This window comes from Ureibacillus xyleni, assembly GCF_900217795.1.
GTDB classification, from domain to species: Bacteria; Bacillota; Bacilli; order Bacillales_A; family Planococcaceae; genus Ureibacillus; species Ureibacillus xyleni.
The window spans coordinates 240,161-254,211 of record NZ_OBMQ01000005.1; the positions used below are offsets into that span (position 1 = coordinate 240,161).

The 14,051-nt window shown below is 38.1% G+C and carries 22 protein-coding genes; all 22 read left to right on the forward strand.

Annotated elements, in window-relative coordinates; translation table 11 throughout:
* The first annotated feature begins 15 nt into the window (after nucleotides 1-15).
* The 22 genes from rplR to CRO00_RS09795 all read left to right on the forward strand — a co-directional run bounded on the left by rplR (nucleotide 16) and on the right by CRO00_RS09795 (nucleotide 13,972).
* Entirely contained in the window at nucleotides 16-375 is a 360-nt protein-coding gene (gene rplR, locus CRO00_RS09690; RefSeq protein WP_097073487.1) for a 50S ribosomal protein L18, read from the forward strand.
* A gap of 21 nt (nucleotides 376-396) precedes the next feature.
* Nucleotides 397-897 carry a 30S ribosomal protein S5 gene (gene rpsE / locus CRO00_RS09695; protein ID WP_097073488.1) on the forward strand — a complete coding sequence of 167 codons (501 nt, stop codon included), beginning with the start codon at nucleotides 397-399 and terminating at the stop codon, nucleotides 895-897.
* Nucleotides 898-911: 14 nt separating this feature from the next.
* On the forward strand, nucleotides 912-1,094 hold the full coding sequence (rpmD, locus tag CRO00_RS09700) for a 50S ribosomal protein L30 (RefSeq protein WP_097073489.1): 183 nt from the start codon (nucleotides 912-914) through the stop codon (nucleotides 1,092-1,094).
* A gap of 33 nt (nucleotides 1,095-1,127) precedes the next feature.
* Nucleotides 1,128-1,568: a 50S ribosomal protein L15 gene (gene rplO / locus CRO00_RS09705; protein WP_097073490.1), complete on the forward strand. Its 441-nt coding sequence runs from the start codon at nucleotides 1,128-1,130 to the stop codon at nucleotides 1,566-1,568.
* Entirely contained in the window at nucleotides 1,568-2,863 is a 1,296-nt protein-coding gene (gene secY, locus CRO00_RS09710; RefSeq protein ID WP_097073491.1) for a preprotein translocase subunit SecY, read from the forward strand. The genes rplO and secY overlap by 1 nt, the downstream gene beginning before the upstream one ends.
* Before the next feature lie 61 nt (nucleotides 2,864-2,924).
* The gene (locus tag CRO00_RS09715) at nucleotides 2,925-3,581 is read left to right on the forward strand and encodes an adenylate kinase (protein WP_097073492.1); all 657 of its coding nucleotides are present in this window, start codon (nucleotides 2,925-2,927) and stop codon (nucleotides 3,579-3,581) included.
* Between the two features lie 388 nt (nucleotides 3,582-3,969).
* Nucleotides 3,970-4,188, forward strand: coding sequence for a translation initiation factor IF-1 (gene infA, locus CRO00_RS09720; RefSeq protein WP_016839390.1), 219 nt, complete (start codon nucleotides 3,970-3,972; stop codon nucleotides 4,186-4,188).
* A gap of 37 nt (nucleotides 4,189-4,225) precedes the next feature.
* Entirely contained in the window at nucleotides 4,226-4,339 is a 114-nt protein-coding gene (gene rpmJ / locus CRO00_RS09725; RefSeq protein ID WP_000868344.1) for a 50S ribosomal protein L36, read from the forward strand.
* A 23-nt stretch (nucleotides 4,340-4,362) separates the two neighbouring features.
* The gene (gene rpsM, locus CRO00_RS09730) at nucleotides 4,363-4,728 is read left to right on the forward strand and encodes a 30S ribosomal protein S13 (RefSeq protein ID WP_097073493.1); all 366 of its coding nucleotides are present in this window, start codon (nucleotides 4,363-4,365) and stop codon (nucleotides 4,726-4,728) included.
* Nucleotides 4,729-4,753: 25 nt separating this feature from the next.
* Nucleotides 4,754-5,143 (forward strand): 30S ribosomal protein S11, encoded by a 390-nt coding sequence (gene rpsK, locus CRO00_RS09735; protein ID WP_097073494.1) that lies wholly within the window; start codon nucleotides 4,754-4,756, stop codon nucleotides 5,141-5,143.
* A gap of 142 nt (nucleotides 5,144-5,285) precedes the next feature.
* Nucleotides 5,286-6,230, forward strand: coding sequence for a DNA-directed RNA polymerase subunit alpha (locus CRO00_RS09740; RefSeq protein ID WP_097073495.1), 945 nt, complete (start codon nucleotides 5,286-5,288; stop codon nucleotides 6,228-6,230).
* A 47-nt stretch (nucleotides 6,231-6,277) separates the two neighbouring features.
* Complete coding sequence (rplQ, locus tag CRO00_RS09745) at nucleotides 6,278-6,658, forward strand: 50S ribosomal protein L17 (RefSeq protein WP_097073496.1); 381 nt, start codon at nucleotides 6,278-6,280, stop codon at nucleotides 6,656-6,658.
* A gap of 456 nt (nucleotides 6,659-7,114) precedes the next feature.
* Entirely contained in the window at nucleotides 7,115-7,960 is an 846-nt protein-coding gene (locus CRO00_RS09750; protein WP_097073497.1) for an energy-coupling factor ABC transporter ATP-binding protein, read from the forward strand.
* Entirely contained in the window at nucleotides 7,936-8,808 is an 873-nt protein-coding gene (locus CRO00_RS09755) for an energy-coupling factor ABC transporter ATP-binding protein (RefSeq protein WP_097073498.1), read from the forward strand. The genes CRO00_RS09750 and CRO00_RS09755 overlap by 25 nt, the downstream gene beginning before the upstream one ends.
* The gene (locus CRO00_RS09760) at nucleotides 8,805-9,602 is read left to right on the forward strand and encodes an energy-coupling factor transporter transmembrane component T family protein (RefSeq protein ID WP_097073499.1); all 798 of its coding nucleotides are present in this window, start codon (nucleotides 8,805-8,807) and stop codon (nucleotides 9,600-9,602) included. The genes CRO00_RS09755 and CRO00_RS09760 overlap by 4 nt, the downstream gene beginning before the upstream one ends.
* A 13-nt stretch (nucleotides 9,603-9,615) precedes the next feature.
* Nucleotides 9,616-10,356 (forward strand): tRNA pseudouridine(38-40) synthase TruA, encoded by a 741-nt coding sequence (truA, locus tag CRO00_RS09765; RefSeq protein ID WP_097073500.1) that lies wholly within the window; start codon nucleotides 9,616-9,618, stop codon nucleotides 10,354-10,356.
* A 179-nt stretch (nucleotides 10,357-10,535) separates the two neighbouring features.
* Complete coding sequence (gene rplM, locus CRO00_RS09770) at nucleotides 10,536-10,973, forward strand: 50S ribosomal protein L13 (RefSeq protein WP_097073501.1); 438 nt, start codon at nucleotides 10,536-10,538, stop codon at nucleotides 10,971-10,973.
* Nucleotides 10,974-10,995: 22 nt separating this feature from the next.
* Nucleotides 10,996-11,388, forward strand: coding sequence for a 30S ribosomal protein S9 (gene rpsI, locus CRO00_RS09775; protein ID WP_097073502.1), 393 nt, complete (start codon nucleotides 10,996-10,998; stop codon nucleotides 11,386-11,388).
* 127 nt (nucleotides 11,389-11,515) lie between these two features.
* The gene (locus CRO00_RS09780; RefSeq protein WP_097073503.1) at nucleotides 11,516-12,076 is read left to right on the forward strand and encodes a GNAT family N-acetyltransferase; all 561 of its coding nucleotides are present in this window, start codon (nucleotides 11,516-11,518) and stop codon (nucleotides 12,074-12,076) included.
* Entirely contained in the window at nucleotides 12,073-12,636 is a 564-nt protein-coding gene (locus CRO00_RS09785; RefSeq protein WP_097073504.1) for a dihydrofolate reductase family protein, read from the forward strand. Before CRO00_RS09780 ends, CRO00_RS09785 begins: the two co-directional genes overlap by 4 nt.
* A gap of 60 nt (nucleotides 12,637-12,696) precedes the next feature.
* On the forward strand, nucleotides 12,697-13,662 hold the full coding sequence (gene uvsE / locus CRO00_RS09790; RefSeq protein ID WP_097073505.1) for a UV DNA damage repair endonuclease UvsE: 966 nt from the start codon (nucleotides 12,697-12,699) through the stop codon (nucleotides 13,660-13,662).
* Nucleotides 13,663-13,711: 49 nt separating this feature from the next.
* Complete coding sequence (locus tag CRO00_RS09795; RefSeq protein ID WP_097073506.1) at nucleotides 13,712-13,972, forward strand: alpha/beta-type small acid-soluble spore protein; 261 nt, start codon at nucleotides 13,712-13,714, stop codon at nucleotides 13,970-13,972.
* Nucleotides 13,973-14,051 lie beyond the last annotated feature (79 nt).

Here is a 14,051-nt window from a genome sequence, read left to right on the forward strand (position 1 = left end):
AAAGGAGTGACCTCTGTGATTACGAAACAAGATAAAAATCAAGTTCGTAAAAAACGTCATGCGCGTGTACGTTCTAAAATCTCAGGTACTGCTGAGCGTCCACGTTTAAACGTATTCCGTTCAAACAAGAACATTTATGCGCAAATTATTGACGATGTTGCTGGTGTTACACTTGTTAGTGCATCAACTCAAGAAAATGGTTTTGAGGGTGCAGGTAGCAATGTAGAAGCTGCAACTAAAATCGGTGAAACAATCGCTAAACGCGCTGCGGAAAAAAATATTACTGCTGTTGTATTTGACCGTGGTGGTTACTTATATCATGGACGTGTAAAAGCTTTAGCTGAAGCTGCACGTGAAAACGGCTTAGAATTTTAATAAGAAGGAGGGACATACTTCATGAGTCGCATTGACGCAAACAAACTTGAACTTGAAGAACGCGTAGTTACAATTAACCGCGTTGCAAAAGTTGTTAAAGGTGGACGTCGCTTCCGCTTTACAGCACTAGTTGTTGTAGGTGATAAAAACGGTCATGTAGGTTTTGGTACTGGTAAAGCTCAAGAGGTTCCAGACGCAATCCGCAAAGCTGTAGAAGACGCGAAGAAAAACTTAATCGAAGTGCCACTTGTTGGTGGAACAACTCCACATGACGTGGTTGGTCGCTTCGGAGCAGGTCAAATCTTAATTAAACCTGCAGCTCCTGGTACTGGAGTTATTGCTGGTGGTCCTGTACGTGCTGTACTTGAACTTGCTGGTGTTACTGATATTCTTTCAAAATCTCTTGGTTCTAACACACCAATTAACATGGTGCGTGCAACTATCGCAGGTTTAAATGAATTAAAACGCGCAGAGGAAGTTGCAAAACTTCGCGGTAAATCAGTGGAAGAACTATTAGGTTAAGGGGGGGAATTATAATGGCAAATAAATTAGAAATTACCCTTACTAAATCTTTGATCGGTACAAAACCAGGGCAACGTAAAATCATTGAAGCATTAGGTTTACGCAAAGTAAACTCTACTGTTGAACAAGCTGATAACGCTGCTATCCGTGGTATGATTGATAAAGTAGCTCACTTAGTTACTGTAAAAGAAAATTAATTTTTAAACTTTGAACAAGGAGGTGCCACCTATATGAAACTTCATGAGTTAAAACCAGCAGAAGGTTCTCGTAAAGAACGCAACCGTGTTGGTCGTGGTATCGGTTCTGGTAATGGTAAAACTGCAGGTAAAGGTCATAAAGGTCAAAACGCTCGTTCTGGCGGCGGCGTTCGTCCTGGATTTGAGGGGGGTCAAAACCCACTATTCCGTCGTTTACCAAAACGTGGCTTTACGAACATTAACCGTAAAGAATACGCTATCTTGAACCTTGATGCATTAAATCGTTTCGAAGACGGCGCAGAAGTAACACCTGCATTGTTATTAGAAACTGGAGTTGTAAGCAGTGAAAAAGCTGGCATTAAGATTCTAGGTAATGGAACTCTTAATAAAAAGCTTACTGTGAAAGCTCATAAGTTCTCTGCTTCAGCTAAAGAAGCTATCGAGAACGCTGGCGGAACAACTGAGGTGATTTAATGTTTCAAACAATCTCAAACTTTATGCGCGTTCGAGATATACGAAATAAAATCATTTTCACTCTCTTAATGTTGATTGTTTTTCGTATCGGGACTTTTATTCCGGTACCAAACGTCGACTCAGAAGTATTAAAGGTAGCCGATGAATTTAATTTAATTGGCTTCCTTAATACATTTGGCGGTGGTGCACTGTCTAACTTCTCAATTTTTGCATTGGGAATTATGCCTTACATTACTGCTTCCATTATTGTTCAACTATTACAAATGGATGTTGTACCTAAGTTTGCAGAATGGGCTAAACAAGGTGATGTTGGACGTCGTAAGCTTGCACAGTTTACACGTTATTTAACAATTGTTTTAGCGTTCATCCAGGCTTTCGCCATGTCATTTGGTTTTAATCAAATGTACGGTGGATCGTTAATTAAAGACACAAGTGTTTTGTCATACTTAACAATTGCAGTTGTATTAACTGGTGGTACTGCTTTCTTATTATGGTTAGGGGAACAAATTACTTCTCATGGTGTTGGAAACGGTATTTCAATCATTATCTTCGCAGGTATTGTTGCAGCTCTTCCAACTACTGTGAACCAAATTTATGCACAACAAATCGAGGATGCTGGTGATCAGTTATTCATTCGAATTGCTATCCTAGTATTACTTGCTTTGATTATGCTTGCAGTTGTAGTCGGTGTTATTTACTTCCAACAAGCGTTGCGTAAAATTCCGATTCAATATGCAAAACGAGTTGCGGGACGTACTGCTCAAGTTGGTGGACAACAAACTCATTTACCGTTAAAAGTAAATGCTGCAGGGGTTATTCCGGTAATCTTTGCAATAGCGTTCATTGTTACACCTCAAACTTTAGCTACATTCTTCGGTCAAAATGATATCACTTCTTTCATTCAAAATACGTTTGATTATACAAAACCTGTTGGAATGATTATATATATTGCATTGATTGTTGCATTTACCTACTTCTATGCATTTATTCAAGTGAATCCAGAAAACTTGACAGACAACTTGAAAAAACAAGGTGCTTATATTCCTGGTATTCGTCCGGGAAATGATACACAAGAATACTTAACAAAAGTTTTATATCGTTTAACATTTGTTGGTGCTATATTCTTAGTTGTAATCTCTGTATTACCGATACTATTTATTAATTTCATGAATCTACCTGCTACGGCACAAATCGGTGGAACTAGTGTTATTATCGTTGTCGGTGTTGCATTAGAAACAATGAAACAATTAGAATCTCAATTAGTTAAACGTCATTATAAAGGCTTTATGAAATAATTTGCAGGTTTTAGGAAACTCTTTGTTTCCTAACCCGCAGTATTAGGGGGAGACAAAACGTATGAATATCGTTTTAATGGGTTTGCCTGGTGCCGGTAAAGGTACTCAAGCAGACAAAATTGTTGAGAAGTACGATATCCCTCATATTTCTACAGGCGACATGTTCCGTGCGGCTATAAAAGATGGCACTGAACTTGGTTTAAAAGCAAAATCGTATATGGATCAAGGGGCATTAGTTCCTGATGAAGTTACGATTGGCATCGTTCGTGAGCGACTTTCACAAAATGATTGCGAAAAAGGGTTCTTATTAGACGGATTCCCTCGCACAGTTCCTCAAGCGGAAGCTCTGGATAACATCTTAGAAGAACTAGGGAAAAGAATTGAACATACAATTAACATCCAAGTTGAAAAAGATGAACTGGTTGCACGTCTAAGTGGTCGTCGTATTTGTAAAGTTTGCGGTACATCATACCATATCTTATTTAACCCTCCAGCAGTGGAAGGAAAATGTGATAAAGATGGTGGCGAATTATATACACGTGCGGACGATAATCCTGAAACTGTTGCAAACCGTCTGGAAGTAAATATGAATCAAGCTCAACCTTTACTTGATTTTTATCAAGCAAAAGGTGTGTTAACAAATATAGATGGACAGCAAGACATTGAAAAAGTGTTTGCTGATCTTGACGCTCTTTTATTACAGGGCAGCCGCAGCTGATACCCGGCATTAGGCGAAAGTCAAACTGCTTTACTTGGGAGACGTGCGGAGGGCAACATTAAAACATTATTTTTGAGAGTTGCAAAAGCATATTGTGCCCGGTATACACTCAAACAAAAGTGGGAAACTTTCCAACTTTTGAATAAGTGTTAGGGTTTCGTGGAAGCATCTGTATAAAGGGTATGAATCTCTCATCCAGACTTATCCGTAACCGGTTAGTCGTTCCTGGATTGTGTGAAGCGAAACCAGACGAGCGTCTTTCGAACATCTCTCACAATCCAAAGTTTATAATGTAGTTGCTTCTTACTGGAAGAAAACAGTTGCAATAATTCTCTATCTCGTGTAAGTTAGAGAATTGGGAATTGCATATAGAAGGGAGACAGGATTGATGGCGAAAGACGATGTAATTGAAGTCGAAGGAACAGTTGTTGAGACTTTGCCAAACGCGATGTTTAAGGTAGAATTAGAAAATGGGCACACAGTGCTAGCACACGTATCTGGAAAGATTCGTATGCACTTTATTAGAATTTTACCAGGAGATAAGGTTACTATCGAGTTATCTCCATATGATTTAACTCGCGGTCGTATCACATACCGTTTTAAATAATCTTTTGCACTCCGGACTATTAAGGAGGTTGGGTTAGATGAAAGTGAGACCATCTGTGAAACCGATCTGCGAAAAATGTAAAGTAATTCGCCGACGCGGTAAAGTAATGGTAATCTGTGAAAATCCTAAACATAAACAAAAACAAGGATAATTAGAAGGAGGTGCACTTAAAGTATGGCACGTATTGCTGGTGTTGATATTCCTCGTGACAAACGCGTGGTAATTTCATTAACTTACATCTACGGAATTGGTAAAACAACATCTCAAAAAGTATTAGCTGCTGCTGGTGTTAACGCTGACACACGCGTTCGCGATCTTACTGAAGATGAGTTAAACAAAATCCGTGAACAATTAGATAAATACAAAGTGGAAGGTGACTTACGTCGCGAAATTTCACTTAACATTAAACGCTTGATGGAAATCGGTTCATTCCGTGGTATCCGTCACCGTCGTGGTTTACCTGTTCGTGGTCAAAATACGAAAAACAATGCGCGTACGCGTAAAGGTCCTCGTAAAACTGTAGCGAACAAGAAAAAATAATAAGTAAAGGGGGTTCCTTCTTAACATGGCTCGTAAACAACAAACACGTAAACGTCGTGTGAAAAAGAATATCGAATCTGGTATTGCACACATTCGTTCTACATTTAACAATACAATCGTAACGATTACAGATATGCAAGGTAACGCAGTATCTTGGTCTAGTGCTGGTGCACTTGGATTCAAAGGTTCTCGTAAATCTACTCCATTTGCTGCGCAAATGGCTGCAGAGGCTGCTGCAAAAGCATCCCTTGAACATGGTCTGAAGACGTTGGAAGTAACTGTTAAAGGTCCTGGTGCTGGTCGTGAAGCTGCAATCCGTGCACTTCAAGCTGCAGGTCTAGAAGTAACAGCAATTAAAGATGTTACTCCAGTTCCACATAATGGTTGCCGTCCGCCAAAACGTCGTCGTGTGTAATGGGTGCATCTCAAATCTAATTTGAGTTCATCATTGCTTGTACAAAACAAAAATCTTGTGCAAAATTTATAAAGTCAACACTTTTTGACTATTATGATGTTATGAACCTATACATTCGATGTTTTGAAGGAGGGTAAATTGAATGATCGAAATTGAAAAACCAAAGATTGAAACTGTTGAGATCAGCGAAGATTCCAAATATGGTAAGTTTGTTGTAGAACCGCTTGAACGCGGCTATGGAAACACTTTGGGTAATTCTTTACGTCGTATCCTTCTGTCTTCTTTACCAGGAGCTGCTGTTACATCTATTCAAATTGATGGCGTGTTACACGAATTCTCTACTGTAGAAGGCGTTGTAGAAGACGTTGCTTCAATTATTCTGAATATCAAAAAGCTTGCACTAAAAATCTACTCTGACGAAGAAAAAGTTATTGAGATTGACGTGAAAGGTGATGCAACAGTTACAGCTGCCGATATTACGCATGACAGTGACGTAGAGATTTTAAATCCAGACCTACACATTGCACAAATCGCTAAAAATGGTCATCTACGTATGCGCATGTATGCTCGTCGTGGCCGTGGCTATACTCCTGCTGATCAAAACAAACGTGAGGATCTAAGTATCGGCGTGATCCCGATCGACTCTATTTACACTCCAGTTTCACGCGTTAATTTTCAAGTGGAGAACACTCGTGTTGGACAAAACTCTGATTTCGACAAGTTATCACTTGATGTGTGGACAGATGGAAGCATCGGTCCAAAAGAGGCGATTTCGCTCGGAGCTAAAATTTTAACTGAGCACCTTAACATCTTCGTAGGCTTAACTAATGAAGCACAAACTGCTGAAATCATGGTCGAAAAAGAAGAGGATCAAAAAGAGAAAGTTTTAGAGATGACGATTGAAGAACTAGATCTTTCTGTACGTTCTTACAACTGCTTAAAACGCGCTGGTATCAATACGGTATTAGAACTTGCGAATAAGTCAGAAGACGACATGATGAAGGTACGTAATCTTGGTCGTAAATCGCTAGAAGAAGTTAAAGCGAAATTAGAAGAGCTTGGATTAGGACTGCGCAAAGAAGACTAATCAAGTGATTGAATTTATATAGTTCTGAAATAAAGGAGGGAACATCCATGGGTTACAGAAAACTTGGTCGTACAAGTTCTCAACGTAAAGCGTTACTACGTGATTTAGCTACTGACTTAATCATTAACGAACGCATTGAAACAACTGAAGCACGTGCGAAAGAATTACGTTCAGTTGTTGAAAAAATGATTACTTTAGGTAAACGTGGAGACTTACATGCTCGTCGTCAAGCGGCTGCATTTATCCGTCGTGAAGTAGTAACAACTACAGACGAAGAAGGTAACGAAACAACTTCATTTGCACTTCAAAAATTATTTAATGATGTTGCACCACGTTATACTGACCGTCAAGGTGGTTACACTCGTATTCTTAAAGTAGGTCCTCGCCGTGGTGACGGTGCGCCTGTAGTTGTAATTGAATTAGTATAATTTAGTTAAGCTACTTGCAATTGAGGGTGTCCGGTTCACCGGTTGAACCCGGACACCTCTTTTTTTAAATAATGATTTATACGACAATAAAATGGCATGAGCGTTATAATGAGCGAGCAATCATTTGCGGCGTCTCGTCTAGCTCTCCGCACCTCATTCAACAAAGCACGGAATTGAGCAGCCGTGTCTTGTATTAAATGTTGTTAAAGCGCATTTCTCTGAATGGGGTGCGCGCTTTTTTATTATTCCTTAAAACAAATTAAACATACAAATGACGAATTATACACTTATACATATGCAAAAATAATGTACGTTGCAATCTTACCTTTTTCCTTAAAGATTTGTTAACGTACCTTATTTTTATATATGTCAAATAAAAACCGCTAAAAGTATAGAATTACACTACAATTCAGTGTAATTTAGTTTGTAGAGTTTGAGCGAGAGGAGATTAGAATAGTGACGGAAATTTTGTCGTTTAACAACGTAAGTTACTCATATACACCAGATAATCCAAATGCTCGTAAAGCCGTTCAAAATGTGTCCTTCTCCATCTCAGAAGGCGAATGGATTGCAATTGTTGGTCATAATGGTTCTGGTAAATCCACTATGGTGAAGCTTGTAAGTGGGTTACTTTTCCCACAAGAGGGTGAAGTTCGTGTTATGAGGGATGTATTAACAGAAGAAAATCTTTGGGAAATTCGTTCGCAAATCGGAATGGTTTTTCAAAATCCAGATAATCAGTTTGTAGGTGCTACTGTTCAAGATGATGTAGCCTTTGCTCTAGAAAATAGTGGTGTTCCATATCAAGAGATGGTTCAACGTGTTCACAAATCCCTTGCTCAAGTTAAAATGGATAATTTTCTAAATCATGAACCACATCATTTATCAGGTGGACAAAAACAGCGTGTAGCGATTGCAGGTGCCCTTGCGATGCGTCCCAAAATATTAATTTTAGATGAATCAACTTCTATGTTAGATCCACAGGGCCGGGATGAAGTGTTAAAAACTGTTCGTGCATTGCGTGAAGAAATTGGTTTAACTGTACTATCCATTACCCATGATGTAGAAGAAGCACTATATGCAGATCGTATTTTATTTATGAATGACGGAAAAAAATATGCTGAAGGTACACCGACAGAAATCTTTGCACTAGGAGACAAGCTTGTAGAATTTGGACTTGAGCTTCCCTTTGCAATGCGCATGACAAAACTTCTACAATCGAAAGGTGTACAGTTAGTAGGAGAACATATGACAGAAGAAGAGTTGGTGAATGATTTATGGACATCAAACTTCAACAAGTAAGCTACGCCTATTCGATTGGTACCCCATTTGAAAAGTACGCATTATTTGATGTTGATTTAACGATTCCATCTCAGACGTATCAAGCAATTATAGGACATACAGGCTCAGGCAAATCCACTATACTACAACATTTTAATGGCCTATTAAAGCCTTCTAAAGGACAAGTACATATTGGAGAACGGGTTATTGAAGCGGGTAAAAAAGCAAAGGAACTAAAGCCAATTCGTCAAAAGGTGGGAATTGTCTTTCAATTCCCAGAACATCAGCTTTTTGAAGAGACGGTATTAAAAGACATTATGTTCGGACCGATGAACTTTGGTGTTTCCGAAACAGAAGCAGAAAAACGTGCTAAGGAGCTTATTAAACTGGTCGGTTTACCTGAAGAAACGTTAAATAAGTCACCCTTTGATTTATCAGGAGGGCAAATGCGACGTGTAGCCATTGCAGGAGTGTTAGCAATGGATCCAGAGGTTATTGTATTAGACGAGCCTACTGCAGGTCTTGACCCTCGTGGACAACGTGAAATTATGGATATGTTTTATACTTTGCATAAAGAAAGAGGACTCACGACAATTCTCGTAACCCATAGTATGGAAGACGCGGCGAAATATGCTGATCGAATTGCTATCATGCACGAAGGAAAATGTGTCTTAAATGGTACACCGCATGAAATCTTTTCTGATGCAAAGACATTGGAAACTTATCGATTGGAGTTGCCGCATATTGTAAGATTCCAACAAAAGATTGAAAATATGATGAATCTACGTTTATCAAAGATTTGTTTAACGGAAGAAGAGCTTGCTGAGGAAGTTTCACGTGTCTTACGAAAGGGGCGTGATTACCAATGATGGAAAAAATGATATTTGGTCGATTTATTCCAGGGGATTCGTTTGTTCATAGAATGGACCCACGCTCAAAATTACTATTTGTTTTTGCGTTTATTGTCATTGTTTTTTTAGCAAATAACGTTGCTACCTATGCGTTATTATTAGCCTTTACATTGTTTGTAATCTTAATGTCTAAAATCCGCTTATACTTTTTAATTAATGGATTAAAGCCGGTTATTATATTATTAATATTTACGTTTATGATTCATATTTTGTTTACTCGTGAAGGGGATATTATTTTCCAACTAGGCTTTTTTAAAGTGTATGAGGAAGGTTTAAGGCAAGGGATATTTATCTCAATCCGTTTCTTAGTTCTAGTCTTTATGACGTCTATTTTAACGCTAACAACGTCACCTATATCTATTACAGATGGGCTTGAGACATTGTTAAACCCATTAAAGAAAATAAAATTGCCAGTGCATGAGTTGGCGTTAATGATGTCTATTGCTTTACGTTTTATTCCAACGTTAATGGATGAAACCGATAAAATTATGAAGGCACAAATGGCGCGTGGTTCGGATTTAAGTGCAGGGCCATTAAAAGACCGAATTAAAGCCGTTGTACCTTTGCTTGTACCTCTCTTTGTTAGTGCGTTTAAACGTGCTGAAGATTTGGCTACAGCAATGGAGGTACGTGGATACCGTGGTGGTGAGGGCAGAACTCGTTATCGCCAATTAAAATGGGATTGGCGTGATACAACAAGTTTAGCATCATTAGTAGTCGTAACAATTATTTTAGTAGTTTTACGTAACTAACGAGGTGAAGTTGATGAGGCGTTTAAAAGCAACGATTAGCTATGATGGGACACTTTTTGCAGGATACCAAGTACAACCAGGTGAACGCACTGTTCAGCTTGAAATTGAATCGGTATTAGCGAAAATGCATAAGGGAGAAAAAGTGCGGATAACAGCAAGTGGTCGGACGGATGCGCGTGTACACGCTACTGGCCAGGTAATTCATTTCGATACAACCTTAACTATTGCACACGATCGTTACAAAAAAGCGTTGAATGTTCAACTACCTCGTGATATTCGTGTTTTAGAGGTAGAGGAAGTATCAAGTGACTTTCACGCAAGATTCAGTGTAACAGGGAAACGTTACCGCTACATTTGGAATTGCGAGGAAGAACAAAGCCCATTTCGTAGGCATTTCTCAGTTGATACGAAAGGAATAAACCCAGACGTTGAGAAAATGAATGAAGCTGCACAGTTTATCGTTGGTACACACGATTTTTCATGCTTTTGTGCAGCAAATACCAGTGTCGTTGATAAAGTGCGTACGGTGCATTCTCTAGCTTTTGAGAGGCATAATGAAGAGCTACATATGGTGATAGAAGGCAATGGCTTTTTATACAATATGGTACGAATTATTGCAGGTACTTTATGGGAAGTTGGTATCGGGAAACGGGAAGTAGCTAGTTTAAAAGATATTATAGCTTCCAAAGAACGAGGAAAAGCGGGCAAAACAGCGCCAGCACACGGTTTGTATTTAGAAAAGGTATTTTATTAATAGCTATCGCATTAAAAAACAACTTTCCCAGGTGTGCAACTTTTTTCTTGACTAAACCCAAAAAATATTATAAGATGACATATGGTATTTTCATTACCAACCACAAATAAGCCCCGAAACTTATAAGTGATTATATAATGAAAAATAACGGTAATCGAATCGATTAGGAGGACAAATAAATGCGTACAACATTCATGGCTAAAGGTCACGAAGTAGAGCGTAAATGGTTAGTAGTTGACGCAGAAGGCCAAACTCTTGGACGTTTAGCTTCTGAAGTAGCTTCAATCTTACGCGGTAAACATAAACCAACATTCACACCAAACGTTGACACAGGTGACCACGTAATCATCATCAATGCAGACAAAATTGAATTAACAGGTAATAAATTAGAAGGTAAAATTTACTACCGCCACACTCAATTCGCAGGTGGTTTAAAAACACGTACTGCTGGCGAAATGAAAGAAAAATACCCACAACAAATGCTTGAATTAGCAGTTAAAGGTATGCTTCCTAAAAACTCTTTAGGTCGTAAAATGTTCACTAAACTTCACGTATACGCTGGAGCAGAACACCCACATGCAGCACAAAAACCGGAAAGCTACACGCTTCGCGGATAATTAACTAGAGGAGGATATTCACTTGGCACAAGTTCAATATATCGGCACAGGTCGCCGTAAAAGTTCAGTAGCTCGCGTACGTTTAGTACCAGGCGAAGGCAAAATTGTTATTAACGATCGTAATATCGAAGACTACCTACCATTTGAAACTTTACACTTAATCATCAACCAACCATTAGAAGCAACTCAAACTAAAGGTAGCTATGATGTATTTGTAAACGTAAACGGTGGTGGTTTCACTGGTCAAGCTGGTGCAATCCGTCATGGTATCGCTCGTGCGTTACTACAAGTTGACCCAGATTTCCGTCCAGCACTTAAATCTGCAGGTTTACTAACTCGTGACCCACGTATGAAAGAACGTAAAAAATACGGTCTTAAAGGTGCTCGTCGTGCGCCTCAGTTCTCAAAACGTTAATATGGCGTTTCAAGGCTCTTTTCTCTTCGGAGGAAAGGGTCTTTTTTTTCTGCATGATAATCGAAATGAGTAAAGAAATCAACTATAGTTCACTAATGGTTCACATGATGACAATGGGGGTATTAATATGATGGGAAACAATGCAGAATATTATGTTGAAAATCTACGGTATGTTATTAGGTCTGCAATGGAGAAGGATGCAAAGAGACTATCTGAAGTGAGATTACAAATAGATGGGGAAACAGAGAATTTAGATCGAGAAAGAGGAGAAGCATACATAGATGAACAAGGCTTTATCCAACTCATTAAAGAGGATATAGAACACATTCATAACTTATTTTTAGTTGCTGAAGTGGATGGAATGGTTGTGGGCTTTTCAAGATGTGAAGGGAACAAATTAAAGCGAACTTCCCATAAAGTAGAATTCGGAGTTTGTGTATTAAAAGATTTTTGGGGCTATGGTATTGGACAAAACCTTTTGAAGGAGTCTATTAAATGGGCAGATTTGAATGATATTAAAAAAATATATCTAAACGTTCTTGAAACCAATGTTAAAGCTATAAAATTATACGAAAAGTATGGATTTGAAGTGGAAGGTGTTATAAAAAAGGACAAGCTATTATCTGACGGAAACTATTATAATACCGTTATCATGGGAAGATTTAATTTGCATGAGGGTGAATTATGACTAAAATTGAAAAACGAAGAAAAGTAGTTTTAGATTTAGCTGTTACTCTAGATGGTTTTATAGAAGGGAAAAATGGTGAAGTGGATTGGTGTATCATGGATCCAGGGATGGAGTTTCTTGATTTTTTAAATGGAATTGACATAATTTTTTATGGTAGAAAAAGTTATGACTTATGGGGGCAATTTACTCCAGAAACAGATGCTCCAGTATTTGAAATAGAACTATGGAAAGCAGTGCATAGCAAAGAAAAATACGTGTTTTCTAAAACGCAAAAGGGAGCGGATAGTAAGGCAATATTTATTAATGACCAACTTGTTGAGGAAGTTAATAAACTAAAGAGTGTGACAGGTAAAGACATCTGGTTATATGGCGGGGCGAATCTTATAACGACTTTTCTACAATTAGGACTTGTTGACGAATTTCGATTATCTATTCACCCAGTTATTTTAGGAGATGGGAAACCCCTATTCGTTGGCTTACAAAATAGGTTGAATTTGAAATTAGTTAAGACAAAAAGATTTTCCTCAGGTGTTGTCCAGCTAATTTATCATTTAGAATAGGTTTGATTTTTATGTCTACGATCACCTCATTTTCTTCATACTATTGATGAGGTGGGAAAATTGACAATTGTACGCTTAGGCTATGTTGCAATGAGTATGGAACTGAAGAACGCTTCCCCGTCTAAAACGATGACATTTGCACAATTTCAGAAAATCGATGATCGTGAGGCAGCAATACGTAAATTAGAACGAATTGCATTGGCTAATTTAGAAAATACCCACAGGCTACTGAAACATAATGCATCAAGAGATATTCATTTTTACCGTTTCACTTCGCATTTAATCCCATTAGCGAATCATGAGGAACTTACGGATTGGAATTATATGAAACCACTTAAAGAAAAGTTAAGTGAGCTTGGTGAGTTTGTCGCAAAACATCAGATGCGCGTTGACTTTCATCCAGATCATTTTGTTGTACTAAACTCTAACAAAACGGATGTATTGAAAAATTCCTTAAAAACTTTAAAAATGCATTATCTTATACTAAAGGGAATGAAAATTGACCCGATGCATCGTTGTGTATTACATGTTGGCGGGAATTATCAGGAAACGGAACAATCATTGGAGCGATTTGTGGACAATTGGATGGAAGTTCCGAGGTCGATACAAAAAATGATTATGCTTGAAAATGACGATACATCTTTTACAATGGAGGACACTTTATATTTATGTGAAAAGTTAGGAATTCCCTTTGTATTCGATTATCATCACCACCTTGCACATCATCAGAATGAAAATTGGCTGGAAAATTGGGATCGAGTGTTAGCAACCTGGCATAATTCATTACTTCCTATTAAAATGCATATTTCAAGCCCGAAAAGTGAAGAACAATTTCGACATCACTCTGATTATGTTGATGTAAAGATGTTTTTTAGTTTTTTAAAGGAGATCAAAGGAACAATCCCTGAAATTCACTGTATGATTGAAGCTAAAAAGAAAGATGAAGCGCTCTTTACTTTGATGAAGCAAATTAAAAGAAGAGATGATATTGAAAACATTGACGGATCTTCGTTTTATTTAAAATGAACATGTTTCACCCTATATTAGGACATTCTAAAATAAAGGAGTGAGATTCATGGGGAGAAGAAGTCGTAATAAAATTTTAGTACCAGAAGCGAGACAAGGATTAGATGAACTAAAGGCAAAGGTTGCTGGTACAACAAATCCAGATCAAGCAAAGTTTGAAATTGCAGAAGAAATTGGTGTGCCTTTAAAAGAAGGTTATAACGGAAAACTTACCTCTGAAGAAGCAGGTAAAGTGGGTGGTCGTTTAGGTGGAAATATGGTGAAAGAACTAGTAAAAATGGCGCAAGAAAATTTAAAAAATAAGCAGTAATGATGTTAAAAGCTCTCGAAGCAAAAACGCTTGAGGGCTTTTTAATTTTTCATACATCTGAAAGTAACTTCGGTCGTCT

Coding starts and splice junctions, on each gene's coding strand:
- rpsE (WP_097073488.1), top strand. CDS start 397: ATGAGTCGCATTGACGCAAACAAACTTGAACTTGAAGAACGCGTAGTT.
- rpmD (WP_097073489.1), top strand. CDS start 912: ATGGCAAATAAATTAGAAATTACCCTTACTAAATCTTTGATCGGTACA.
- rplO (WP_097073490.1), top strand. CDS start 1,128: ATGAAACTTCATGAGTTAAAACCAGCAGAAGGTTCTCGTAAAGAACGC.
- secY (WP_097073491.1), top strand. CDS start 1,568: ATGTTTCAAACAATCTCAAACTTTATGCGCGTTCGAGATATACGAAAT.
- CRO00_RS09715 (WP_097073492.1), top strand. CDS start 2,925: ATGAATATCGTTTTAATGGGTTTGCCTGGTGCCGGTAAAGGTACTCAA.
- infA (WP_016839390.1), top strand. CDS start 3,970: ATGGCGAAAGACGATGTAATTGAAGTCGAAGGAACAGTTGTTGAGACT.
- rpmJ (WP_000868344.1), top strand. CDS start 4,226: ATGAAAGTGAGACCATCTGTGAAACCGATCTGCGAAAAATGTAAAGTA.
- rpsM (WP_097073493.1), top strand. CDS start 4,363: ATGGCACGTATTGCTGGTGTTGATATTCCTCGTGACAAACGCGTGGTA.
- rpsK (WP_097073494.1), top strand. CDS start 4,754: ATGGCTCGTAAACAACAAACACGTAAACGTCGTGTGAAAAAGAATATC.
- CRO00_RS09740 (WP_097073495.1), top strand. CDS start 5,286: ATGATCGAAATTGAAAAACCAAAGATTGAAACTGTTGAGATCAGCGAA.
- rplQ (WP_097073496.1), top strand. CDS start 6,278: ATGGGTTACAGAAAACTTGGTCGTACAAGTTCTCAACGTAAAGCGTTA.
- CRO00_RS09755 (WP_097073498.1), top strand. CDS start 7,936: ATGGACATCAAACTTCAACAAGTAAGCTACGCCTATTCGATTGGTACC.
- CRO00_RS09760 (WP_097073499.1), top strand. CDS start 8,805: ATGATGGAAAAAATGATATTTGGTCGATTTATTCCAGGGGATTCGTTT.
- truA (WP_097073500.1), top strand. CDS start 9,616: ATGAGGCGTTTAAAAGCAACGATTAGCTATGATGGGACACTTTTTGCA.
- rplM (WP_097073501.1), top strand. CDS start 10,536: ATGCGTACAACATTCATGGCTAAAGGTCACGAAGTAGAGCGTAAATGG.
- CRO00_RS09780 (WP_097073503.1), top strand. CDS start 11,516: ATGATGGGAAACAATGCAGAATATTATGTTGAAAATCTACGGTATGTT.
- CRO00_RS09785 (WP_097073504.1), top strand. CDS start 12,073: ATGACTAAAATTGAAAAACGAAGAAAAGTAGTTTTAGATTTAGCTGTT.
- CRO00_RS09795 (WP_097073506.1), top strand. CDS start 13,712: ATGGGGAGAAGAAGTCGTAATAAAATTTTAGTACCAGAAGCGAGACAA.